A 23742-nucleotide genomic window follows, 5' to 3' on the forward strand; every position below is an offset into this window, starting at 1 on the left:
CACTTTGGTAAGCAGATTCCGGCGGGTTAACTGGCAGTGGTTATTCCACGGTGACGGATTTAGCAAGGTTGCGTGGCTGATCAACATCCGTGCCTTTCGCCAGCGCGGCGTAATAGGCAATCAGCTGAAGGGCAGCGACGTAGAGTAACGGACAGGTAAAGGGGTCAGATTCGGGCATCTCAATGGTTTCGATCTGATCACTACTACAGGCTTTAAGGCTGTGTTTGTCGCCTAATAAAATACAGCGGCCGCCTCTGGCGACTACTTCCTGCATATTCGACAGGGTCTTTTCTAACAGATCATTATTCGGCGCAATAACGAACACTGGCACGCCAGCTTCAATCAGGGCAATAGGGCCGTGTTTAAGCTCACCGGCACCAAAGCCTTCGGCGTGGATATAGCTGATTTCTTTTAGCTTCAGCGCGCCTTCCATCGCAATCGGGAAGCTACTGCCGCGGCCAATAAAATAGGCATCCCGGACATCCGCGAGGCTGTTACCGATGGCTTCGAACTGGCTTTCCATACTCAGAATTTGTTCCAGTTTCTGTGGCACGCTTGCCAGAGTAGTAAAAGCTGCGCGGGCCATTTCTGCAGAAAACTGGCGACGTTGCTGTGCGGCCTGTATGGCCAGGCTACCCAAAACACTTAACTGAGCGGTGAAAGCTTTGGTCGAGGCGACGCCGATCTCAGGACCTGCCTGCGTCTGTACCGACATATCTGCTTCCCGGGCAATGCTGCTGGCGGCAACATTTACAATCGCCAGAGTTTTCTGATTGCTGCTACGGGCGTACTTCAGAGCAGCCAGAGTGTCTGCGGTCTCACCGGATTGCGAGATGAATACCGCCAGGCCTTTGTTGCTCATCAGTGGTGAACGATAGCGAAACTCTGATGCTACATCGATATCTACTGGCAGGGCCGCGAGCTGTTCAAACCAGTATTTGGCAACCATAGCGGCATAGTAAGAAGTACCACAGGCAATAATGCTGAGACGGTCAATTTCCATGAAATCCAGTGCCAGTTGATCTTTGAGATGATAGCTATGCACCAGAGTACGGGCGACTGTATCAGGCTGTTCGTGGATTTCTTTATGCATGTAGAAACTGTGGTTCTGCTTACCGGAATGTTCGTGGTCGATGTCATTATCAACCCGTTTGCGGTTAACACTGCGGCCAAAAGCATCTACCAACTCAATGTGCTGCTGGCTTAAACGCGCCTGATCACCTTCTTCCAGATAGATAACCTGCGATGCACCGTTACCCAGTGCCATGGTATCTGATCCCAGGCTCATTTCTGTGTCGCCGCAACCTAACACCAGAGGGCTACCCCGGCGTGCAGCGTATATGTGATCCGGGTCATCATTGAATAAAACACCTAAAGCAAAGGCACCCTGTAAACGCTCCAGTGCCTGGTTCAGTGACTGGTCAGGATCATTGCAGCGGCGGTAGTAATAGCTGATCAGGTGGGGAATAACTTCTGTATCTGTCTGGCTTTGAAATACAAAGCCTTCAGCCGTTAACCACTGACGTAATTCATGGTGGTTTTCAATAATGCCATTATGTACAACGGCCACATGATCATTAGTATGAGGATGGGCGTTGCGGGTGTTAGGTTCGCCATGGGTTGCCCAGCGCGTATGGCCGATACCAGCGTTGCCACTCAGTAATTGCTGGGTTAACAGGTCACGCAGTGCCTGCAACTTACCGGTTTGTTTTACGGTTGAAATACCGCCTGGTGTGAGCACAGAAATGCCGGCTGAATCATAGCCGCGGTATTCAATGTTGCTCAGGCCGTCCAGTAGTTCGGGGACGACGTTTGAATGACTGATAGATCCGACAATTCCGCACATGATAATTCTCCTTCATAACGAATGTATTTGTTATTGCAGAAGCCGTGCCATTTCTTGTATTTGTTTTAAATCAATGGGTTATGTTGTTTTGTTGGAAGGGTAATGAATGCTTGATTAGCTGTTGTCGCATTTTGAGAATTGTTTTGCGAGGCGAAGAAAACCTTTCCCTGAAAAGGGTGTTTATATAAGTGTTATCGGGAATAAAATAATACAAACAGTCGAAGCGCTTAGGTATGCCTGGACGCCTGACGGTTCTGATATTGTGATAAGGCCACTGCGAGTGCCAGCATAATGTATAGCGGCCAGGTAAAGCCCATGGTCAGGAATGTACCTGACACACAGAATCCAGCCAGTCCGGCCTGTACCGATTGAGCACAGGCAAACAACACCGGATCATATGGGGCTGTTTTCTTGCTGTCGGTGATATCGGTTTTGGGTGCAAAGCTTTTGAGGCAGCGACTGCTGATTCGGGCAACGGCGATAATGATGGCAATGAATACAGTAAAACCCAGTAGGCCGGTTTCGGCGAGCACGCCAAACCAGGTACTGTGTACCGCATGGTTCTTACCGTCCCAGTGGGGGCTGTAATCGAAGTAGTTTGATATAAAGTTATTCAGGCCAACACCGGTTAACGGGTGGTGCAGCGCCATGCCAATAGCCGCTTGCCAGGCGTAAACCCGGCCCATTGCTGATTCATCGATACCTTCTTCGTGGGCGCCACCGGAGGCCCGGTCGGTTATACCTGCCAGCACAAAGAGCACCATCAGAGCAGCTCCTCCAAGGCTTATCAGCAGGACTTTGTTTTCTACCCGGTGCCAGGCATAAATGCCGCTTACAGCGCAGATTCCCAATAAACCGCCGCGACTTTGGGTGGCGATGACTGCACAAGCGACTAATACAAAGCAGATCATACCGAGTAATTTCCAAAGCTTGCCGAACCCAGGTGTTAACAGCATGGCCAGAGCAAAGCTGGCTGGAAATAGCAGCACCAGAGACAGGTCGTTGGGGTCTCCCAGCATTGAGCCAATACTGCGGCCAATGGTTACCCGGGTTCCTTCTACCAATTCCAGCCCCATATGTTTATTGCGCAGAGCAACGATAGCGACACTGATCCCGCAAACAATCATGGTCAGTAATAGCCAGAAAAACTGGCGGCTGTGGCGCAGCAACCAACTGATCGCAAATACCATCGCAGCAATTTTGATATAGGTGCCGGTCAGGCTGCTCATGGCTGCGCTGCGGTTAGTTGCGAGTAAGCAACCAATTATCACCAGTACCAGGAAGAAACAGAATACTGATAATTCCCGGCTCCAGAACATGTTGATGCGTTTGGTCAGCATGTTCACTGCCAGCGATCCAAGAGTACCCAGTGCCAGCAGCTGTGGGATATGCAGTGGATACAAGGCGGGAAATACCTCATGCAGCCGAAAGAATGAAAAGGCAATAAAGGCCAGACAGAGTAAAAATGGCATTTGTAAGCCTGCCGCCAGACAAGCTGGCAGCAGGGCGATAGCAGCAATCAGTGGGCTCGGAACTTTAACCCAGACCAGTGCGATCAGTAGAAGAAAACTGCCTGCCAGAATAATCTGAGTACGACGCTGGTTAATCGGCAGCATAACTATTTACCTGGATTAACGGGCAGGGAAAGTTTTTGTAACAGCGTTTGTAACGGGCCTTTCAGCTTTACAGGAAGCAAGTTGAGCGGCAGCAGGCTTAGAGGAATCAGGCCACTGATGATAACTGCCACTGTAAAGCCACCAAACAGTAGTGGATATACAGCCAGGTTCGACCAGCTTAATGGTTGCTGGGGCATCAGGCTGATGAACAGCAAGCTGATTCCGGCCAGTAACAGCAATCGGCGTAATGGGTAAGGTAATGGCAGGATTCGCTGGCTTATATACAGAGTAACCAGACAACGGCTGATCAGGGCCAGGCTGGTGGCTATAATCGCTCCCCAGGCCTGATACAGCGGAATAAGCAACAGGTAACCGGTCAGCGCTAATGCGGCAGCGCTGCAGTCAACAGCAGCAGGGCGCCAGGTACTGCGTTGTGTCATTGCTCCAAAGTTAAGGGTAGCTGTTATGTTGTGAACGGCTGCCAGAGCCGCAAGCCACGGAATGTAAGCAATGGCACCATGATAACTGGTAGGGGTCATAAGCCGTATCAGCATTGGGCCAACTGCGGTAATGAAGAGTGCAGCAAATAGTGCAATGACGATACCTATGCTGGCGAAGCGGGCGCAGGCTTCTGAGCCGTTGGCTTCTTTAAGACGGCTGAAGCGACGGGCATGCCACCAGAGATCAAAAGGCTGAATCAGTACTGCAGTAATCAGGCCGAATTTAGCTGCCAGTGCATATTCAGCCATTTTTGCCGTGCCTATACTGTCTGCAAGAATCCAGCGGTCGAAACTGCCCAGAATAAAGCCGGCAATACCGACAAATATCAGCGGCCCGCCGTAGATTGAATAGCTGCGAAAACGGGTGAAATCAAAACGGATGCCGGTGTCCTGATATTGCTTCCTGATCAGATAGGCTGCCAGCAAAACTGCTGAAATCAGGGTTGCGCAAAGTACACCTGTTACGCCGAATCCCAGTGTTAGTAACAACACGCTGATAGCAACCTGAAGTGCTACTCTGCCGGCGGTACCTGCAAGATAAAGCCAGGCAAAGTTCTGCATACGTAACCAGGCCAGTGGTACCAGAATTGTGCCGCATAAGGCCAGGCTGAACAGAATTAAACGGGTTTCAGTTTCATTGATTCCGCCTGGCAATAACCGGGTAATCGGTCCGGCAAGTAACTGACCAAGTATCAAAGCAAAAGCGCCCAGGCAGAGTGCCATGCCAAATATATTTGCAGCTGCCGCTTTACGTTCTTCCGCGCTGTCAGCACTGCCCGCATAACGGTAAAGCGTTTCAGCCAGACCCATGCCGATCAGAATACTTAGCAGGTCTGCCAGAGTTTGCAGGACATCCAGACGGCCATAGTCAGCAGGTGTCAGATAATGCGTTGCTACTGGTACCATCACTAATGCCAGACCTTTTGATAGTCCCAGTGCTGCGGCGTAAATCAGGCTGTATTGCAGAGCCTGAGGTAAGCGGTTAAAACGCTGAACTAAAGGATTTCGTCTATGCTCGCCTGAAGTATGTAATCCACTGGACATGATGCTGACCCTCCGTGATATCTGTTATGCAGTGTATAAAGCTATAATCAGGCCATTGTTACTATCTTCAATTAAATCAATTGGTTATATGTTTTATGTAATGTAAGGCTTAGATTTAGGTAAGTGTGTACATAGATTTTTCGCATTTTGCGAAACGTAATGTGAGAGCTTATAGCGTGAGAAAAAAGGTGTGGCTTATATAAAAAAACCCGGCAAAATCTGCCGGGTTATCCTCCCAATTGAGGGGGGGCGGGAGGTATAGGTGAAAGAGGTGAGCTGCTTACGTAAACAGTTCAGCGGCACTCTTTTATGAAATGTTTTTGCGACGCTGTTCTATTACATTATCTTTTGAAGCAGATGACTAAAGGTTCTGCGTGCCAGTAGTTGCTGGCTCAGGCGTTTTGCAAGTAAGCCGATGCCAGCTAACAGAATCAATAAAGCGCTGGCGGCACTATTACCCAGTTTCGGCATGGGGGCTGCCTGCATATTGATGACCGTCTCGGTTGACGGAATATCTGCAAACATAGCGGTGACCGGGTCAGTCCGGATACGGAAAACCGCATCATTAAAGTCGTTGTCACCGTAGGGCCGTTTGAGATCCTCAAAGCCGAGGATGTAGTCATTGTCGGCAGACAGGCTGGACATCATGGCGACGTGGCGGGCATCTTCATCAATACCTGTATACAGATATGCATCGCTGCTGTTTTCAGGATTCAGAAAGTCTAAAGTGTACATCGCCAGGTTGTCGTGGTTGGTATCCCAACCTTTCACCTGAGAGCCATTCCAGGCGTTCTGTATCAGAAAGAAGCCCATATTAGTGCCTTCACTAAAGGTTTCACCGCCGGTCATTTCAAAGTCAGTACCAACGATATTGGTTAATTCCGCGCCGCCCAGGGTGACAGTATCACCTGCATTAAGACTGCCACCACTGCCGCTGCCGGAGACATTATTGAAGATCATGCCAGCATCAACACCACTTATATTTTGCAGTTCGCTGAGGCTGATGTTACCGGAGCTGTTGGTATCAATACTGCCAAAGCTAATGTCGTTAAAGCTGTTATCTTCAAATGTGAAGTAGCCTAGTGAGTTCCTGTAGCCGGCACCTTCTGACAAAAAGGTAACACTGACATGGGCATCATCGGTAAAGGTTAAATTTGGATTATATGAAGAGTTCAAAAATTCCTGATTGACGTCCTGGCCTTCTGGTAACGCATTTGTGACCTCTGTCAGTAAGCCCGCAGGCAGGTCAATGTTCACCAGTGTGTCAGTTGCATCATCTGCAGCTAACGCTAATGGGCTACAAAACATACTGAGTAAAATGAATTTCTGACTGAATCGGTGAAGTGTACTCACATGCAATTTGTGCCGGAGCATCCTCGTCGTTCGTAACGGAGTGAATGTGTGTGTTTGCATTGCGATCCCCTTTTTTTGGAAAAGTATTCTGATGCATATGCACCTGAGTACAGACAGACCTATAGGCAGGATCGATATGGAAAACTGCCTGGAATGTCTCTCTAGTATTTATTGAGCAGATTACATGCCAAGTATTAACTTGTTGTTTGTTAAGGGTTTGTTTTTGTTTGTTGCGTTATGCGCAGTTAATAAGCGTCGCAAAGTGAGAAATTTTCAACCTTATGCGATACGTATTCTCAATATGAGAAATGGCTTAGCCGTTGCTGGTCAGGAAAGTTGCCTGCAATGCTGGCGGCTATATGACACTGGCCAAACTCGATAAAAGCCATTGGTTGGGGGAATGTGTTTTGAGACAACGAAGGCAGGTGTGTTGGGTCAGCAAGTTGGCTAACTGTGCTTAAAACACTGCTGAACTGAAAGTGGATACGTTTGATGAGAATTTTAAGTTCCGGGTATTCCGGGTATAGCTGTCCTGCAAAAATAATTCCCTGAGTTATCTGCTCTGAGCTATTGCTGAGCGGGCTGTCGAGCATGTTCTCGAGAATGTGCGCGCCTTCAGCGTTGCGTTGTAAAGGCAGTAAAGCAATGCTGCCATTGCAGTAATTATGTGAGAAACCACTTACCCGATAATTACCCCGGTTGGCCGGAGACAGCTCACCAAGCTTACTTATAGGGAGGTTTTTCAGACCGCGCACCGGAACTGAGTCTGTTTCGGTTATAGCTGGCGTAATGTCCGTTACCCGTATGGCAGGTGCTATCACTAAGGCAACAAGCAGACATGCCATTGCGCTACTGTTAAGACGTTGTAATTTAGATGTGGCTTTTTGATTATCCGCAGCAGGTGAGTTCTGCGGTGAAGTTTTGTTAGTGGGTCTGACACAGATGACAGGCATGATAAATAGCAGAGCATCAACAATCAGCATGCCGTCACCGTCATGGATATAGGCATATAAATCAGGTCCGGTTGCCATTAATGCCAGTCGTACGCCATTAATTATCAACACTATGATACTGAGAATGCCTGCCCGCAGCAGATCGGCCATATTCAGACGCTGGTGGTTCCACAGGCTAATGCTCAACCAGAGCAGCAGCGCCAGTGATAGGTTAGTAAAAGCAGAGCAGCCGGTGAGAATCAGCAGACTGAAACCGTTGTCCTGATTGATCAGGTTACCGGAGACACTGTACTGATCACCGGGTGGCAGAAACAGCGCCGATAACCAGGTATCGAATCCCAATATCTGATCAGCAAAGCCGTTGAGCATTAGCTGGGTCAGAGGTTCCCGTATGGCGATGGACAGCATCAGCCAGGCCGCCGCCATCATGTAGCGGTTAACACTGTTGCGTAGCCAAAAGAATGCTGACAGAGCACATATAAGCCAGCTAAGTAACGCAATAGGTATCAGCAAGGCTAAAGTCAGAAACCCCGCCAGACAAACGCCAGGAATACTGTCGGTCTGGAAATGAGTTTGCTGTCCGTTCTTTTGAAGACGCGTTTGTGCTGTTTGAAGCTGACGGGCTTTACGGTACAGCAACACTGCTATTAGCAAGCTTAGCCAGATTACCGGGCTGCGACCAAAGCCTTCCAGTAATGCTGACAATAATCCCTGGTTATAGATGCTGAAAAGAGCTGCTGGCAGCAGGGCATTCAGTGCTGCCAGGCCACTCAGGTACGCAAAAAAACGGCTGTTCATGAGCGTTCAGCCATTTGTGCCAGTGCCGGTAATGCCTGGCGATATACATCAATTATTTTGGGGCCGACAACGTCACAGCTGAAGCGCTGACGAATAGTCTGATAAGCCATCAGTGATATGCAGCTTCGATCAGTAGCTGTACTTTGTTGCCAGTGTTGAATCACCTTTTGAAACAGAATGAAGTTCTGTGGTGGGATCAGCCAGCCATTTTTTTCATGCTGAATAAGCTGCGGTAACGCGCCTATCGCGAAGCTGACAACAGGAATTCCCCGTGACATAGCTTCCAGTGCCACCAGAGGTAATCCTTCGCAGCGGCTGGTAATGCATAGCAAGCCAACATCATCCCAATGGTCCTGCATATCTACCTGTCCATGAAAATGCAGATGCGGGTAATGATCCTGTAAGGCTTCACGCATCGGGCCGTCCCCAAAGACAGCTACTTCCGTGTGTTCATCAGGCTTACTTGTGGATTTACAGGCAGAAGAGAGTGTAGCGGTGATCTGTGCAAAGCAGTCGGGGCCTTTCTCATGGGAGAGCCGGCCGACAAAGGCGATTTTCTTGCCTTTATTCTGGCGATAACCTCCTGTGCTGACAAAGTTAGGTAGCTGGTTGCAGTCGCAGGATAGCCGGTTTGCAATTTCGGGGCTCACGCTGATGACCTGATTTGCCAGCGGTGCGCTCAGCGTATCCAACATACTGTACAGACGTAGCCGGCCTTCGCCTAAATCACCTGCATGATACGTCGATACGACAGGGACCCTGGCCAGCCGGGCAGTTATTCTGCCAAGAATGCCAGCTTTATAGCCATGGGTTGCCAGCATGGCAGGATGATGTCGCAACAGTTTATAGAGTGAGTACCAGCCTTCGCTGGTTTGCCATTCTATTCCCGCCTCATCGAGTTGATCTTTAAGCGGGTGAGGCCCGTAATCATTTATAAAGATGATTCGGGTCTGATAACCCTGACGTTTAAGCCAGCCAGACAGATTAAGTATATGGGTTTCTATACCCCCGCTGTTACGGCTGTCGATCAGCTGAAAAATGATCCAGTCATGTAAGGACATAGTCAGATCTCCTGTCACAGTTTCCTTGTTGTTGCTTTGATTGCCGAGCCGCTACGGACATAACTCGGCAGCTTTAATGAGAGGGATAACGCAAATTAACGGCCACTTATAAAATACTATTTATAAATCAGTGTCTTGCAGGGTTTATGGTTTGTTTGAGGATTTACAGATCGGTAACAATTACAGGAAATTTCACAAATTAAGATCGTGTTTAGCAAGTTGCGTGGGAATTTCGCATTTTGCGAATCATTTTGTCGGTCGTAATTGGCGGTATGTAATTAAGTATTTGAAATGTATGGGTATTTGATGTTGGCGAGGCTTTTGCACTGAACATATCAGCGATTAATTTTCGCTCTGTTGAGAGCAAAAGGAGAAAGCCCATGAAATATTTAGTGACTGGTGGTTGTGGATTTATCGGCTCGCATCTGTGTGACTCACTACTCGATAAAGGTTATGAGGTTCGGGTATTGGACGACCTGTCTACAGGATGTGTTGGTAACTTACCTGAAGAAGCTGAGCTGATTATCGGGGATGTTTCAAATCCGGAAGTTGTTAAAGCTGCGATGCGAGGCGTTGTCGGTTGTTTTCATCTGGCCGCGGTGGCTTCGGTTGAACGCTCTTCAACTGACTGGGTTGGCTGCCACCGGATAAATCAGCAGGGTACAGTAAATGTGTTAGATGCTGCCCGTACCGCGAATAACGGTAAGCCGGTACCTGTGGTGTATGCGTCGTCGGCGGCTATTTATGGTGATAATGCTTCTGTACCGCTGAGTGAAGATACTTTACCGCGCCCAATCAGTGCCTATGGTGCCGATAAGCTGGGCAGCGAACACCACGCCCGTGTTGCCTGGTTAGTTCATGGCGTACCCACTGTAGGGATGCGTTTCTTCAATGTTTATGGCCCACGTCAGGATCCGCATTCACCATATTCCGGTGTGATTTCTATTTTTATTGACCGGATTCTTAAAGGTATCCCGCTGACCATTTTTGGTGACGGTAAGCAAACCCGTGACTTTATCTTTGTGACGGACGTGGTGCGTTTTCTGGTGGCTGCGATGATGAATCATCGTAATGAAGCAGCAGTATTCAACGTATCGACAGGACAGATGTCATCGATTCTGCAGCTTAGCCAGACACTGAAGCTGGTGGCAGGTTCTGAATCAGTGATTCGCTTTGAACCGGCCCGTACCGGAGATATAGCTTCATCGCTTGGGGATCCGGGTAAGGCTGTAGCACGCTTTGGTTTGCGGGCTAAGGTAGACCTTGGTTTGGGACTGATGCTGACCTTAGAGTCATTGCGCCGGGAGGAGGCCAGTTATGTTGCTGACCCTGAGCCATTTATGTGTCAAAAGGTACAGTTAGATGAGCTATGAGTTGTGGAAAATCGTATGTCCGGTATGGGATTTATACCGGATATACGGTGCTTATCTGCTTATAAGGCTCCCGCTTTGGGTATCTGTATCAGGTTATGCATCACTGTTGTACGCGGGTTGTGCTATTAAATATAAGTGTTTGTTTTCTCAGTTGGTTACTCTAGATCAAAAGTCTGCTGACCAATTGTTATTTAGTCAGTCATACTGTGCCGATAGTGAATCATCATAAGGGATTAAGGAATGTTAAAGCGGATTTTATTAGTGGATGATGAGGCTGCCATGCTAACTGCGTTGCAGCGGGCATTGCGTAGTAGTGAATACGAGGTAATGGTTGCCAGTTCAGGCCAGGAGGCACTGGATATTCTCACAGTGAGCGAGATACAGGTGGTGGTCTCAGATGTCCGTATGCCTGAAATGACCGGCGACGAACTGATGACACAGATTAAAAATTTGTATCCGGATGTTGTGGGTATTCTTTTGACCGGTTATGCCGAGCTGAATGCGGTTATCCGGGTGTTAAATAACGGTGCTGTATTCAGGTTTCTGGAAAAACCCTGGGAGCAAGCTGCTTTAATTGACTGTTTGCAGGATGCTGTTGTTCACTGGCAGGAACGCCAGCAAGTGAATGATCAGCATACGTATCTGGAAAACCATACGCATGCCTTACTCGAGACGGATGCGGATAACCGGACCATATATGCCAATCAGAAAGCCTGTGAGCTTTTACAGCTTAGCGGCGAGATCGATGGTGTAGCTGTTACTGAATTATTACCTATGTTACGCCCAGAGCAACTGCAATATTTATGCAGTGGTGAGGCGCGACAGCTGGAAGTTCAGGACAGAGCCAATGAGCAAATGCTCAGGGTCAGTGTGCGGGAACTTCATAGCCAGCGCCGAATGTTTAGCATCGAGCAGCTTTACGAACAGGATACACTGGCGATTCCTGAACTATTGTCCCGACAAGAACTGCTCTATCAGCTTGACCGGTTGTTACGCAGTTCAGATATACCGGTAACAGCCATTTATCTGGACATTAATGGTTTCCGCCGATTTAACGACAGTTTAGGTTATCAGCAAGCGGATCAGTTGCTGGCCCTGGTGGCCGACAAACTATTGAAAGGCAGACCTGAATCCGCCTGTTTAGGACGTATGAGCGGTGATGAATTCGCACTGTTCCTGGCCGGTGAATTCAGTATGGCGCAGGTATGTGAGCAGTTAGAAAGAATGCTGGAGCCATTCAGTAACCTGATCGACTTTGCCGGTCGGGAGCTGCATGTGGCATTCCGTGTAGGGTATGCACAATCACCGGACGACGGTACCGATGCCGGTGAGTTACTGCGTAACGCGCAGGTTTCAGCGAATACTGCTTCCCGTGGCGGACGTAGAAATGTCGTCCGTTATCAAAACCAGATGAACGCAAATGACAGTGAATTTGTTTCCCTGCAGTCAGACTTATACCGGTCTTTGGAAAGGGACCAGCTATTTGTGTTGTATCAGCCAAAAGTGTCAATGCCGGACGGGCGTATTGCCGGTGCAGAAGCTCTGCTGCGTTGGGAACATGGTACTAAAGGTATTATTTCCCCGGCGGTATTTATTCCTATGGCCGAAGAAAATGGCCTGATTGAGCCTATTGGTGACTGGGTATTAGCAGCAACCAGTGCCCAGAAACGTATCTGGGAGGCGCAACAGCTGCCTGATTTCGTTCTTTCTGTGAATTTATCAGGCAGGCAGTTGGAAGACGATGGCCTGCTGCAACGGGTGAGCGATCTTATTCAGCAGAATTCACTTCATGCATCGCAGATTGAATTGGAAATTACCGAGACATTTCTGATGCAGGACATCAGTCATAGTCTGGAGTTGTTGCGTGCACTGAAAGCGCTGGGTGTACGTTTGGCAATTGATGATTTTGGCACGGGCTATTCATCGTTGAATTATCTTAATCAGTTGCCGGTAGATACCCTCAAGATTGACCGGTCATTTGTTATGAACCTGGGCATTAACCGCGAAGCATTTGAACTGGTTAAGAAGATCATCCATATGTCACATGATATGGGTAAGCAGGTTGTGGCTGAGGGTGTAGAAACCCGCGAACAGCTGGATATTCTCACTGACCTTAAGTGTGATGAGATTCAGGGGTTCTTTTTTAGCCCGCCGGTTTCTGCCGATAATTTCCGTGAGTTGCTGGAAAATCAGCCTTTAATTTCGCTGGAGACTTCTTCACAGCAAGATATATGGGTACCAGCCTGAGTTTGTATGAGTGGCGTTAGCCTCGCTTTGAGTAACTGAATGCTGGTCAGCGTTTTTGTAGAACGTTTACTATGTACATAAGAAACAAATAGTTAGATGGTCCGATAGCGGTGCTGTTGAACCAATGGTTTCAAGAAAAGGATGCAAGTGTATGGAATTTCCCGAGCGCAGTTTATTGCTGGTTGATGATGAGGCGTCGGTGCTGAGTGCCCTGAAGCGGATTTTGCGCCGGGTGAAGTGCACAGTGCATCTTGCTGAATCAGGCAAGGCCGGGTTGGAGATACTGGAAGAGCACAGGGTCGATTTGGTGATCAGCGATATGCGGATGCCGGAAATGGGCGGTGAAGAGTTTCTGGCCAATGTTGCTGAGCGCTGGCCGGATACAGAACGTATCGTAATGAGTGGTTATTCAGATACAGAAGCAACTATCGAAGCGATTAATAAGGGCAAAATCAGTCGTTTCATGACTAAGCCCTGGAAAGATGATGAAGTGCTGAGCGTTGTCTGCAAAGGTTTTGAACTGGCAGAGTTGCGACAGCGAGCCGATAAGCTGGAAATCATTAAAGAACAGAAGACCCGTGAATTGGCACAACTGAATAAGACCCTTGAACAGAAGGTAGAGCAGCGGACTCAACAATTGCGGGACAGCCATCAAAACCTGCAAAACAGCTATCGTTCAGTAGTACGCATGTTTTCGTCGCTTACTGCACGACGCATGGGGCAAGACAGTAGATACAATCAGAACCTCAATAAACTCCTGTTATTAATGGCTGAGCGGCTCAACATTACGGGCCCGGATCTTAAGCAGCTGTTTTATGCATGGCAATTACGCAATATCGGCAAACTGAGTTTCGACGATGAATTGCTGAAGCCAGCGTATGTGGACTTAACTGCTGAACAACTGCGTCGTTTTCACCGGCACCCGATATTAGCCAATGCTTCTATGGTGCTGGTTAAGCCATTGCATGCCGCAGGGCAGGTTGTACTGCAACATAAAGAATATATCGATGGCAGTGGCTATCCGAATGGGCTGACGGCTGAGCATATAAGCCGAAGCGCGCAGATACTTTGTGTACTCAATGATTTTGTAGAACTGATTAACGGCAGATATCAACCGAGGCCGTACAGTTCTAATGAAGCTATTCAGTTTATGCGCGACTTTGAAGTTCCGCGCTATGATTCTCATCTGATTGAAACTCTTGCAGGCGCGGTTGAAACCCTGGCGAAGGAAGGAGAGGCAATTCAGGACGAACGCATTCTCAGTCACGGTATGAAACCGGGCATGGCGCTTACCCGTGATTTGCTCAGCGAGCAGGGAGTGTTACTACTCAGTGCTGGCGCGAAGCTTGATCAGGATATTATTGACCGTTTAACAGACATGGAAGAAAACCTGGGCGAACAACTGGAAATTTATGTTGATGCTCAATAATTTATTCATACAGAAGTAGCAGTAATCAGATGCAAACACCGTACATGGGTACATAGCGGTATCCCCTGCGGACAAGGACATTTTTCAAGGAGCAGCATGATGAAGACGTTACGTAATTTATTGATTGCCGGTGGTATTTTAATGAGTGTTGGTGCACAGGCCGATACACTTACTTTTGGCATTGTACCCCAGCAGTCAGCGAAGAAACTTGCCAAACTCTGGACCCCTGTGACGGCTTATCTGAGCGAGAAAACCGGTCATGATATTAAGTTTACAACGGCTAAAAATATTCCAACCTTTGAAAAACGTTTACAAAAAGGTGACTACGATATTGCCTATATGAACCCGTATCACTTCACGGTGTTTAATCAAAAGCCGGGCTATAAAGCGATTGCCCGTCAGAAAAATAAGCGTATCAAAGGCATTATGGTGGTGCGCAAAGACAGTAGCTTTGCGGACTTAAATGGTCTGGATGGTTCTAAATTGGCATTTCCGTCTCCGGCTGCGTTTGCGGCCAGTGTTGTTCCACGTGCGAATCTGACTCAAAAAGGTATCGAGTTTGATCCGAAATACGTGTCTTCTCATGACTCTGTATATCTGAATGTTGCTAAAGGTATTTTCCCAGCGGGTGGTGGAGTAATCCGTACCTTTAATAATACTGATCCGGCGGTACGTGACCAGCTTAAGGTACTTTGGACAACAGATGGTTATACGCCTCATGCTGTGGCTGTAGGTCCGGATGTAAGCAGTGATGCGGCGGCTAAGCTTCAGCAAGCGCTGGTCGATATGGCCACTGATCCTAAAGGTGCAGAGTTGCTTAAGAAAATTAACTTTAAAGCCTTTACGCCAGCCAGTGATAACGACTGGGATGATGTTCGCGGGCTGAATATCACTCTGTTAGACCATATGCTGTAACCGGCTAACTTATACCTGCCGAGTTAATTTACTGCTATGTCTATCCGACTTAAAACCATCCTTGGGGTGGCGCTGATTGAAGGTTCATTACTCATTGTCCTATTGGTGACGATGATGAACTTTATGCGTGATTCGAGCTATGAAGCACTGGTAAAACGCGCTCAGACCACTGCCACGCTGTTCGCGACCACCACTAAGGATGCAGTGCTTTCCTATGATCTGGCATCACTGGAAACCTTTGCCGATGAAATGCTGAAAAACCCAGATTTAGTGTATGCCCGGGTTATTTCCGCAGAAGGTGATGTGTTTGCTGAGTCCGGTGATATCAGTCACCTTAAAGAACCTTTTGTGCCGGATACAGATGTCGGCCTGGTTGATGACGATGTCTTTGATGTCATCGTCGACATAGAAGAAGGTGGTGAAGTTTACGGCCGTGTGGAAATTGGCATTCACATCGCCAGTATTAATCAGGCGATTAATCAGGTGTATACCTGGGGTATGACACTGGCTTCAGTAGAAATGCTGTTGGTGGCGCTGTTCTCTTTTTTACTGGGTGGTTATCTGACCGGCCAGTTAAAAGTATTGCAGCGTGCTGCCAAAGTCATTGGTAACGGAAAATTCAATATCAGTATTCCGGTTAAAGGCAAAGACGAAATCGCAGTAGTGGGTGAAGCATTCAATACTATGGCGAAGAATCTGACGAAAACCAGCCAGCAGCGGGATAGCTTCGAAGCTGAGATTCTTGAACTTAACCGTTCACTGGAAGCCCGGGTACAGCAGCGCACAGAAGAGCTCCAGAAAAAACATGCATTGCTGGTTAAAGCGTTTAAATCCGTCAAAGAGACCCAGGCTAAGTTAGTACAGTCTGAAAAAATGGCGGGTCTGGGTACTATGGCAGCAGGGGTGGCGCACGAAATAAATAACCCTGTCGGATTCGTTAAGAGCAATCTCGGTAGTTTGCAGGCATACAGTAAAAACCTCACAGATTACATTAAGCGTCAGGATGAACTGCTGGCCGAACACGATGATATGCAAGCCTACCGGAAAAGCTTGCAGGCAGCCCGGGATGACTTCGATATTGAATACACAGCGGAAGATCTTGAACCATTAATTGTTGAATCAATGGATGGCGTTAACCGGGTAGAAACCATTGTTTCCGGCCTGCGCAGTTTTGCCCGTGAAGACGATGAACAGCAGGCACCGGCAGATATTAATCAGGCATTACAAAGCACCCTTAAAGTGGCTGCGAATCAGCTCAAATACAAATGCACAGTGCATGAAGATTACGCGGAATTACCAAAGCTGGTGTGTAATATTGGTCGTCTTAACCAGGTGTTTATGAATCTTCTGGTCAATGCCGGACAGGCGATTGAAGAAAATGGCGAGATCTTCATTGGCACCCGTTTTATCAATAATGAAGTCATTGTCAGTATTCGTGATACGGGTAGTGGTATGACGCCAGAAGTACAGAAGCAGCTATTCAATCCTTTCTTCACCACAAAAGATGTAGGCTCAGGTACTGGCCTGGGGCTGTCGATCAGTCATGGGATCATTGAAGAACACGGCGGCCGTATTCAGGTACAGAGTGTTGTTGGCAAGGGCAGTCGCTTTATTATCCGCTTACCCATAGCTCTGCAGGAAGAAGCTCCAGCGGTTTCCCCGGATGAAGCCATTGAAGAGAATGCCGGCGCTGATTAGAGCAGTCTGCTTCTTTTTGATATTGGCGTGTATGCAGCGCTTAGTCTGAAAAATGTCTGAAGTGTCTTATTTGAAGAGTTTTCTTTGAAGAATTTTGTTTTAAGAACTCTGTTTAAAGCACTCTTTTTGAAGAACTTTCTTAAAGGTTTTTTTCCTGAGCTGATTGAGTAGTGTCAGTTAAGCATTCGGATTAATTTGATTAAGGATTTATACCGTTATCTATAGGGGTGTTATAAGTCTCGTAAAGAATGTGCCACCGATCAAGGTTAAACATTCACAGGGGGCTTTTGAGCAGGTGGTTAGTCTGGTTTTCTTGTTTAAGCGCAGCCTTTAAATCTTAATTTGTAGCTTGAGATTTAGCGTTCAGCTCTTAGATAAATGAGCCTGGATAAATGAGCTTAGATATTATGCGCTTGGAGAAATGAACTGGATAACTAATCATTGGAGGAGTGAGTGGGAGAAATGAGTTCGGAACAGTTCACTGAATGCTTAGGCTTCAATGTGCTGTTTTATTCGCGTATGTAAAGCACAGGCTGCGCATGAGGCTGGTATTCAGTTTCGTCTTTTTCGGTTTCGTCTTTTTCGGTTTCGTCTTTTTCGGTTTCGTCTTTTTCAGTCAGCTTGCGTCTTTATCTGTTTAGTAATAACCACTTTGTAATTTGATTGAATGTGTTATTACTATGAGTAACCAATAAATGTGCAAGTGCGTGTAAGTAATATAAAAACAAAAACGAGGAGCTTTATACAATGAATGCCTGGGTGAAAGACGCTATCAGTCAGATCAATGCCGATGCGCATCGTTCGGCAGATACTCATCTGTTTAAGTTGCCTTTGCCGGCGCTGGCAGGCGTAGAGATTTACCTCAAAGATGAAAGTACCCATCCAACCGGCAGCCTGAAACACCGGCTGGCAAGGTCACTGTTTCTCTATGCGTTGTGCAACGGCAAGCTGAAGCAGGACATGACAGTTGTTGAAGCTTCTTCTGGCAGCACCGCGGTATCGGAAGCGTATTTTGCCAGAATGATTGGCTTACCTTTTATTGCTGTCGTGCCTAAAAGTACTGCACAGAGCAAAATCAAACAGATCGAATTTTACGGCGGACAGTGCCACTTCGTTAACTCTTCTTCTGAAATGCACGATGCTTCAGTGGCTCTGGCTGCGTCTATTGGTGGTTATTTTATGGATCAGTTCACTTATGCCGAACGGGCGACGGACTGGCGGGGCAACAACAATATAGCCGAAAGTATTTTTCGGCAGATGGCCTGTGAGCCCCATCCAATACCTTCAATGTTAGTCATGAGTGCTGGTACTGGCGGGACATCTGCAACCTTAGGCCGGTTTATCCGTTACAAAGGCTACGATACTGAACTGACAGTAGTCGATCCCGAAAACTCTGTATTTTACGATAGCTATATGAGCGGTGACCGCCAGCTTGTCAGTAATGCCTCCAGTCGTATTGAAGGTATCGGCCGACCTAAAGTGGAGCACTCTTTTCAGCCTGATGTTATCGATCATATGCTGAAAATACCGGATGCCAACAGTATTGCGACTATTCTCTGGTTGGAAAAGCTTATCGGCCGGAAAGCCGGAGCATCTACCGGTACCAATCTGTGGGGGGCGCTACAGGTAGCGGAACAGATGCAGAACAATCTGCAGAAAGGCTCTATTGTCACCTTGTTATGTGACAGTGGTGAGCGTTATCTGGATACCTATTACAACCCGCAGTGGGTGGCAGATAACTTTGGTGACCTTAGCGAAGTAACTAAGACGCTAAACCGTTTCGTTTAAATTCTAAAAAGTACCACCCAGAGTTTTCAGAGGCAGTTTTCTTGTGTCTGAAGACTCTCATTACAGTTCTCCCTGAATCTTTATCGCAGCTTTCCCAGTTATTCTTCTGGCAGCCATCCCGGAGCAGATGCGATTGAACGATTGGCAACTATTCATGATCGTTAAGCAAACTGTCTGAATAGTGCATAGGCTAAGCTTTAAGGCTGATTACTAAAAGAAAGCTGGATTACCGGGAGACAGTCACATGATTAAGCGCATTATTCAGGCTACCTCGCTGTGTTTGCTGACACAGGCTGGCATTGCCGTTGCTGACAACCACGAACGCTTTAAGAACGTCAAAATCGAATCTCAGCAGGTCAGTGAAGGCCTGTATATGCTTACTGGTGCTGGCGGTAACCTGGCGGTCTCGATTGGTAAGAATGGTACGTATCTGGTGGATGATCAGTTCGCGCCGTTAACTGAGCGTATCCTTACCGCGATAAAAGGCCTGGGTGGCGACGTGCCAAAGTTTCTCCTCAACACCCATTGGCATGGGGATCATACTGGCGGTAATGAAAACTTCGGCAAGCAGGGCAGTATCATAGTCGCGCACGATAATGTGCGTAAACGAATGTCGTCTGATCAGTTCATTAAAGCTTTTAACCGCAAAGTTGAGCCTGCACCGGAAGTAGCGCTGCCAGTTATTACTTTTGCAGAAGGTGTTAACTTTCACTGGAATGGCGATGTGCTGCAGGTAAGGCATCAGCCAAATGCGCATACTGATACCGACAGCTTTGTACAATTTAAAGCGGCTAATGTAATTCATACCGGCGATATTTATTTTGCCGGTATGTATCCCTTTATTGATGCCAGTAGCGGCGGCTCAATTACCGGTGTAATCGCCGCGGTTGACCAGATACTGACCGTCGCTGACGACAAAACTAAAATTATTCCGGGCCACGGTAAGCTATCTAACAAAGCCGAACTGATGGCATATAGAGACATGCTAAAAGTGGTTGAAGGCCGTATCAGTAAAATGATCAGTGAAGGTAAGACCCGACTTCAGATTGTTGAGGCTAAACCTACAGCAGACCTGGATGCTAAGTGGGGTGGTGGCTTCATGAAACCCGATAAGTGGGTAAGCATTGTCTTTGATGGTTTGAACTGATGCGCTGAAGTACGCTGTAGCTATATCTAGAACAACAAAGGGCATCTGTTAAAGATGCCCTTTGTTTTTGTATTAGAAATCTTTAACTGAATAGCTCAGCCTGATCCGTAAAGCTCTTAAACTCCAGCGGGTTACCGCTAAAATCCAGCACAAACATCGTCTGTTGCTGACCTGCCTGGCCTTCGTAGCGCTGTATAGGTTTGACTATAAATTCAATATCGGCCTGTTCCAACTGCTGACGGGTGGTTTCAAATTGCTGTGGGTTAAGTACCGCGCCAAAGTGAGGAATTGGCACATCAATCCCGTCTACTTTACCGCAATAATCCAGTGCATTGGGCATCTCTGCTACATGGGCAGATAGCTGATTGCCCCAGAAGTCGAAGTCTACCCAGGTATCAGTAGAGCGACCTTCCTTACATCCGAGAATTTCAATGTAGAAACGTCGGGTACTGGTAAGATCCTTAACTTTAAACGCGTAATGGAAGACGTTTGCCATCGGATATCCTTTTGTTGTTACTCTATTATTGCTATAGCGGTATACGGCTAGTTAGCTATATTTTCAGTTTTCTGACCAGCCATGGATTAGTCGTTGCTTGCACTATTAAGGTAAACAGCACCACACCAAAGCCAATAGACTGGATCGTCCACCAATAGGGAAGTTCAGTCGGCAGGGATAATACCAACGCGATTGTGACTGCGCCTCGCAGCCCGCCCCAAATCATAATTGGCGGATAGCGTTTGTCTACGGTCTGGCCAATAGTTGCTTTGTTGAGCAAGACAGAAGAATACACCGCAATAGTGCGGGCCAGTGTGGCGGCAGCTACGGCCAGTAAAATGGCAAGCCAGCGCTCGGTAAACATCTCAACGGTAATCACCAGGCCTAATAAAACAAACACAAAAACATTGGCGATGAAGCCGATAGACTCCCAGACATTATGTACCTGATGCTCAATATCTTTTAGTTTCTGTCTGGCACACTTTTTAAAGACGATGGCTGCAAATAGTACCGCCACGATGCCAGACACATGCAAGAAATGCTCACCTATAAAGAAGCTGCCATAGGAAAGCACGATAGTGACTAATACCAACCCGGGCAGAGTGACGGTAAAAATACGCAGTATCAGGGCGAACAGATATCCCATCACCACGCCAACAGCGACCCCACCAAAAAAGATCTTCAGAAACTGAATCATGCCATCGGTCACATCCGCCTGAACGGTACCCAGGCCAATTCCAACCAGAATAGAAAATAACGCGATGGCAGTCGCATCGTTAAACAGGCTTTCGCCTTCAATCAGTACGTTCAGCTCAGCGGGAGCATTCAGTGCTTTAAGCTGCGCAACAACTGCAACAGGGTCGGTGGCAGATATCACTGCACCGGTGATTAAGGCAGCAATAAAAGGGAATCCGGGGTGCCCAATGCCGTAGAAAATAAACACCGCAGTCGCAACTGTAGAAACAAGCAAGCCTATAGTGGCCAGTGTCAGTACATTGGGCATGAATTTGAATAACAGCTTTGAATCCAGTGAAAATGCCGCTTCAAAGATCAGAACAGGTAAGAGTACAAACAGCATCAGGTCCTGAAAATTACTGGCCCGGATACCTGTGTCCCAGCCTAAGGTCTCTGTAGACAACGCCAACACAAAGCCCAGTACGACAAGGATCAGTGAGTAAGGCAGGTCGATCAAGCGGGTAATGAACAGGCCGACAATGCCTGTCATAGAGAAAATAAGCAGAACAGCAATGAGATCAGTGATAGGCATGCTGGGTTCCTGTAGCGAGAAGGTTTTTAGCGTTCACTACAGTTAATAAAGCATAAATACTGTTCAGACAGCCAGCAACTTATACTGGCGGTCTGAAAACTAAGCTTTTGAATAGGCTTTACTCACCCAAGTGCGCATAGCTATCTGCGAAGCGTTTGTACTTGTGGCTGCCACAGGTGTAGGGCGGATATTTCGCCGGGTTTGCTTCGCTCTGGCAAGTTGGCACGACGCTGACTTCGGCATCAAAGTCCAGATCGATAAAGAAGGGCAGTGAGTAGCGTTCGCGGCCGCTGGTGTTGATGACGCGGTGCATAGTTGAAATGTATTTATCGTTGGTGAAAGTTTGAACCAGATCACCGATATTCACGATAAAGGTATCTTCTACCGGTGGGGCCGCTATCCATTCGCCGTGGCGGTTTTGTACCTGCAAGCCACCGTTATTGTCCTGGCCGAGAATGGTTAAGAAACCGTAATCTGTGTGGGCGCCGATACCAATTTCTTCCTGACGGATTTCTCCGGATTGCGAAGGGTAGTGCAGCAGCCGCTGAATGGTGATTGGGTTTTGCTGAAGCTTGGCAAAATAGTCTGCAGGCAGGTTCAGGCTAAGGGCGATAGCGCTAATGAGTTTCTCTGCCAGTTGCGTCATTGCGCTGTGGTAGCGTTCAAAGGTCTCTTTGAAGGCTGAGGGTGTTTCAGGCATCAGGTTGGGGCCGTGAAACGGGGTTGTTGCTGGTAGGTCTGCACCCAGGTCGAAGCACTCTTTATGATCTTTGGTGTTTTCCGGATCAACGTTTTCTGCGTACATAGGTATATAGCCGCGCAGGGTCTGGCCGGAATTGCTGATGTGCAGTTTGTTTTTTGCATCCAACGGCAGTTTAAAGAAGGCTTCCGCCTGCTCGTAGGCAGTCTGGATGAGCGCTTTATCGACGCCATGATTGCGAATGTACAGAAATCCGACATTCTCACAAATGTCGCCAATCTGGCTGGCAACCTGTTGTGGATCAGAACCATCGATTAGTGGTCCGATATCAATAATGGGAATTTCATGAAAGGATGTTTCTTTGCTCGCGAGTCGGGAGTCTGTCTGCGTAGACACGTTGGCACCTGTTGGCTTTAGTTATTATAAGAGGTGCCAGTATTGCTTTTATAGGTGCCTTGCCTATATCAAAAATGCGAAGAAGAGTCTTAGCGTTGCGAGAAATTATTCCTGGCGTAGCTGAGACGGCTGAATATCGTAAAGATCTTTAAAGCATTTACCGAAATAGCTCTGTGAACTGAAACCTGTTGCCTGGGCAATACCTGCAATACTCAGATTCGTTTCTTCCAGCATTCGGCGGGCGTGTTGCAGTCGGATCTTCAGGTAATAGCGGTTAGGTGTGGTGTCCTGATGGCGCTGAAATACCATTTCCAGATTTCGTCTTGTGGTACCGATTCGCTGAGAAAGCTCTTCAATGCTATAGGGCTGATCAATGCTTTTTTCCATTAGCTCAATGGCGGCTCCGAGACAGGGGGATTTCATGGAAAGGGCAAGCATACGCTGGCTGGTTAGCACTTCTTCGCCGGAGCGGATGCGTTCCTGCTGAAAACGCTGGGCAACTTTGTGAGCAAAGGTTTTACCCTGATCAAGACCGATCAGGTACAGCAGCATATCCAGTGTAGCGGTACCGCCAGCGCTGGTAAGCAGGTTGCCGTTCACTGTATAGATGCTGTCCTGCAAAGTGATTGACGGGTATAACTCGGCAAAGGTACTGCGGTGCTCATGTACCAGAGTACAGCCTTTTTCATGCAGTAAACCGGCTTTCGCGAGCAGAAAGCTACCGCCACTGAGTGCAGCAATTCGTACCCCTTTTTGTGACAGACGGCGTAGCTGGCTCAGAATTTGTGGATCTTCAAAACTTGCCGCACCTTTGTAGGCACAGATAAACACCATTTCGGCATTGTCACAGGCATCCAGGCCATGGCTGACTTCAATCGGTACCCCGTTGGCACTGATAACGTTACCTGGCTGATTATCGTCAAGCAGACTGCAGATCTTATAGCTATAGATCGGCTGATCTTCGAGTCCGTTGGCGACACTGAGTGCTTCTATCGCCAGCGAAAAAGAGGTCAGGGCAAATCCGGGTAACAGAATAAAGCAGATTTGCTTTTGGACTGTTGTTGATCCGGGTTCGCCGGGATGTCTGTTTAACGTGTTCATTATCAGTGTTTGTC

At 47.7% G+C, this 23742-nt stretch carries 17 protein-coding genes; 7 read left to right on the top strand and 10 right to left on the bottom strand.

The features are described from left to right. Positions 1 to 40 precede the first annotated feature (40 nt). The 6 genes from glmS to OCU49_RS10255 all read right to left on the bottom strand — a co-directional run bounded on the left by glmS (position 41) and on the right by OCU49_RS10255 (position 9171). Complete coding sequence (gene glmS / locus OCU49_RS10230) at positions 41 to 1846, bottom strand: glutamine--fructose-6-phosphate transaminase (isomerizing) (RefSeq protein WP_261844882.1); 1806 nt, start codon at positions 1844 to 1846, stop codon at positions 41 to 43. Positions 1847 to 2073: 227 nt separating this feature from the next. Further along, positions 2074 to 3462 carry an O-antigen ligase family protein gene (locus OCU49_RS10235; protein WP_261844883.1) on the bottom strand — a complete coding sequence of 463 codons (1389 nt, stop codon included), beginning with the start codon at positions 3460 to 3462 and terminating at the stop codon, positions 2074 to 2076. Between the two features lie 2 nt (positions 3463 to 3464). Then, positions 3465 to 5006, bottom strand: a complete 1542-nt coding sequence (locus OCU49_RS10240) for a lipopolysaccharide biosynthesis protein (protein WP_261844884.1) — start codon at positions 5004 to 5006, stop codon at positions 3465 to 3467. Between the two features lie 336 nt (positions 5007 to 5342). Beyond that, positions 5343 to 6359 (bottom strand): DUF4114 domain-containing protein, encoded by a 1017-nt coding sequence (locus OCU49_RS10245; protein ID WP_261844885.1) that lies wholly within the window; start codon positions 6357 to 6359, stop codon positions 5343 to 5345. Between the two features lie 296 nt (positions 6360 to 6655). Then, positions 6656 to 8110: a hypothetical protein gene (locus tag OCU49_RS10250; RefSeq protein ID WP_261844886.1), complete on the bottom strand. Its 1455-nt coding sequence runs from the start codon at positions 8108 to 8110 to the stop codon at positions 6656 to 6658. Next, entirely contained in the window at positions 8107 to 9171 is a 1065-nt protein-coding gene (locus OCU49_RS10255) for a glycosyltransferase family 4 protein (protein ID WP_261844887.1), read from the bottom strand. The genes OCU49_RS10250 and OCU49_RS10255 overlap by 4 nt, the downstream gene beginning before the upstream one ends. Before the next feature lie 380 nt (positions 9172 to 9551). Between OCU49_RS10255 and OCU49_RS10260 the strand changes: the two genes are divergently transcribed. The 7 genes from OCU49_RS10260 (at position 9552) to OCU49_RS10290 (ending at position 19768) form a co-directional block, all read left to right on the top strand. Next, positions 9552 to 10544: an NAD-dependent epimerase/dehydratase family protein gene (locus tag OCU49_RS10260; protein ID WP_261844888.1), complete on the top strand. Its 993-nt coding sequence runs from the start codon at positions 9552 to 9554 to the stop codon at positions 10542 to 10544. 240 nt (positions 10545 to 10784) lie between these two features. After that, positions 10785 to 12791 (top strand): putative bifunctional diguanylate cyclase/phosphodiesterase, encoded by a 2007-nt coding sequence (locus OCU49_RS10265; protein ID WP_261844889.1) that lies wholly within the window; start codon positions 10785 to 10787, stop codon positions 12789 to 12791. A 151-nt stretch (positions 12792 to 12942) separates the two neighbouring features. After that, on the top strand, positions 12943 to 14220 hold the full coding sequence (nosR, locus tag OCU49_RS10270; RefSeq protein WP_261844890.1) for a response regulator c-di-GMP phosphodiesterase, NosR family: 1278 nt from the start codon (positions 12943 to 12945) through the stop codon (positions 14218 to 14220). Between the two features lie 99 nt (positions 14221 to 14319). Further along, positions 14320 to 15135 carry a phosphate/phosphite/phosphonate ABC transporter substrate-binding protein gene (locus OCU49_RS10275; RefSeq protein ID WP_446680425.1) on the top strand — a complete coding sequence of 272 codons (816 nt, stop codon included), beginning with the start codon at positions 14320 to 14322 and terminating at the stop codon, positions 15133 to 15135. Positions 15136 to 15171: 36 nt separating this feature from the next. Beyond that, on the top strand, positions 15172 to 16833 hold the full coding sequence (locus OCU49_RS10280; RefSeq protein WP_261844892.1) for an ATP-binding protein: 1662 nt from the start codon (positions 15172 to 15174) through the stop codon (positions 16831 to 16833). A 747-nt stretch (positions 16834 to 17580) separates the two neighbouring features. Further along, positions 17581 to 18621, top strand: coding sequence for a PLP-dependent cysteine synthase family protein (locus OCU49_RS10285; protein WP_261844893.1), 1041 nt, complete (start codon positions 17581 to 17583; stop codon positions 18619 to 18621). Positions 18622 to 18865: 244 nt separating this feature from the next. Further along, entirely contained in the window at positions 18866 to 19768 is a 903-nt protein-coding gene (locus OCU49_RS10290) for an MBL fold metallo-hydrolase (RefSeq protein ID WP_261844894.1), read from the top strand. 82 nt (positions 19769 to 19850) lie between these two features. Here OCU49_RS10290 and OCU49_RS10295 read toward each other — a convergent pair whose 3' ends face one another. The 4 genes from OCU49_RS10295 to OCU49_RS10310 all read right to left on the bottom strand — a co-directional run bounded on the left by OCU49_RS10295 (position 19851) and on the right by OCU49_RS10310 (position 23728). After that, complete coding sequence (locus tag OCU49_RS10295; protein WP_261844895.1) at positions 19851 to 20264, bottom strand: VOC family protein; 414 nt, start codon at positions 20262 to 20264, stop codon at positions 19851 to 19853. A 55-nt stretch (positions 20265 to 20319) separates the two neighbouring features. After that, positions 20320 to 21531, bottom strand: coding sequence for a cation:proton antiporter (locus OCU49_RS10300; protein WP_261844896.1), 1212 nt, complete (start codon positions 21529 to 21531; stop codon positions 20320 to 20322). A 118-nt stretch (positions 21532 to 21649) separates the two neighbouring features. Next, positions 21650 to 22627, bottom strand: a complete 978-nt coding sequence (locus tag OCU49_RS10305; protein ID WP_261844897.1) for an isopenicillin N synthase family dioxygenase — start codon at positions 22625 to 22627, stop codon at positions 21650 to 21652. Between the two features lie 105 nt (positions 22628 to 22732). After that, positions 22733 to 23728: a GlxA family transcriptional regulator gene (locus OCU49_RS10310; RefSeq protein ID WP_261844898.1), complete on the bottom strand. Its 996-nt coding sequence runs from the start codon at positions 23726 to 23728 to the stop codon at positions 22733 to 22735. Positions 23729 to 23742: the final 14 nt, after the last annotated feature.

This window comes from Aliamphritea ceti, assembly GCF_024347215.1.
GTDB lineage: Bacteria > Pseudomonadota > Gammaproteobacteria > Pseudomonadales > Balneatricaceae > Amphritea > Amphritea ceti.

Coding starts and splice junctions, on each gene's coding strand:
- OCU49_RS10255 (WP_261844887.1), bottom strand. CDS start 9,171: ATGTCCTTACATGACTGGATCATTTTTCAGCTGATCGACAGCCGTAAC.
- OCU49_RS10280 (WP_261844892.1), top strand. CDS start 15,172: ATGTCTATCCGACTTAAAACCATCCTTGGGGTGGCGCTGATTGAAGGT.
- OCU49_RS10300 (WP_261844896.1), bottom strand. CDS start 21,531: ATGCCTATCACTGATCTCATTGCTGTTCTGCTTATTTTCTCTATGACA.
- OCU49_RS10260 (WP_261844888.1), top strand. CDS start 9,552: ATGAAATATTTAGTGACTGGTGGTTGTGGATTTATCGGCTCGCATCTG.
- glmS (WP_261844882.1), bottom strand. CDS start 1,846: ATGTGCGGAATTGTCGGATCTATCAGTCATTCAAACGTCGTCCCCGAA.
- OCU49_RS10285 (WP_261844893.1), top strand. CDS start 17,581: ATGAATGCCTGGGTGAAAGACGCTATCAGTCAGATCAATGCCGATGCG.
- OCU49_RS10250 (WP_261844886.1), bottom strand. CDS start 8,110: ATGAACAGCCGTTTTTTTGCGTACCTGAGTGGCCTGGCAGCACTGAAT.
- OCU49_RS10295 (WP_261844895.1), bottom strand. CDS start 20,264: ATGGCAAACGTCTTCCATTACGCGTTTAAAGTTAAGGATCTTACCAGT.
- OCU49_RS10290 (WP_261844894.1), top strand. CDS start 18,866: ATGATTAAGCGCATTATTCAGGCTACCTCGCTGTGTTTGCTGACACAG.
- OCU49_RS10275 (WP_446680425.1), top strand. CDS start 14,320: ATGAAGACGTTACGTAATTTATTGATTGCCGGTGGTATTTTAATGAGT.
- OCU49_RS10240 (WP_261844884.1), bottom strand. CDS start 5,006: ATGTCCAGTGGATTACATACTTCAGGCGAGCATAGACGAAATCCTTTA.
- OCU49_RS10235 (WP_261844883.1), bottom strand. CDS start 3,462: ATGCTGCCGATTAACCAGCGTCGTACTCAGATTATTCTGGCAGGCAGT.
- OCU49_RS10310 (WP_261844898.1), bottom strand. CDS start 23,728: ATGAACACGTTAAACAGACATCCCGGCGAACCCGGATCAACAACAGTC.
- OCU49_RS10265 (WP_261844889.1), top strand. CDS start 10,785: ATGTTAAAGCGGATTTTATTAGTGGATGATGAGGCTGCCATGCTAACT.
- nosR (WP_261844890.1), top strand. CDS start 12,943: ATGGAATTTCCCGAGCGCAGTTTATTGCTGGTTGATGATGAGGCGTCG.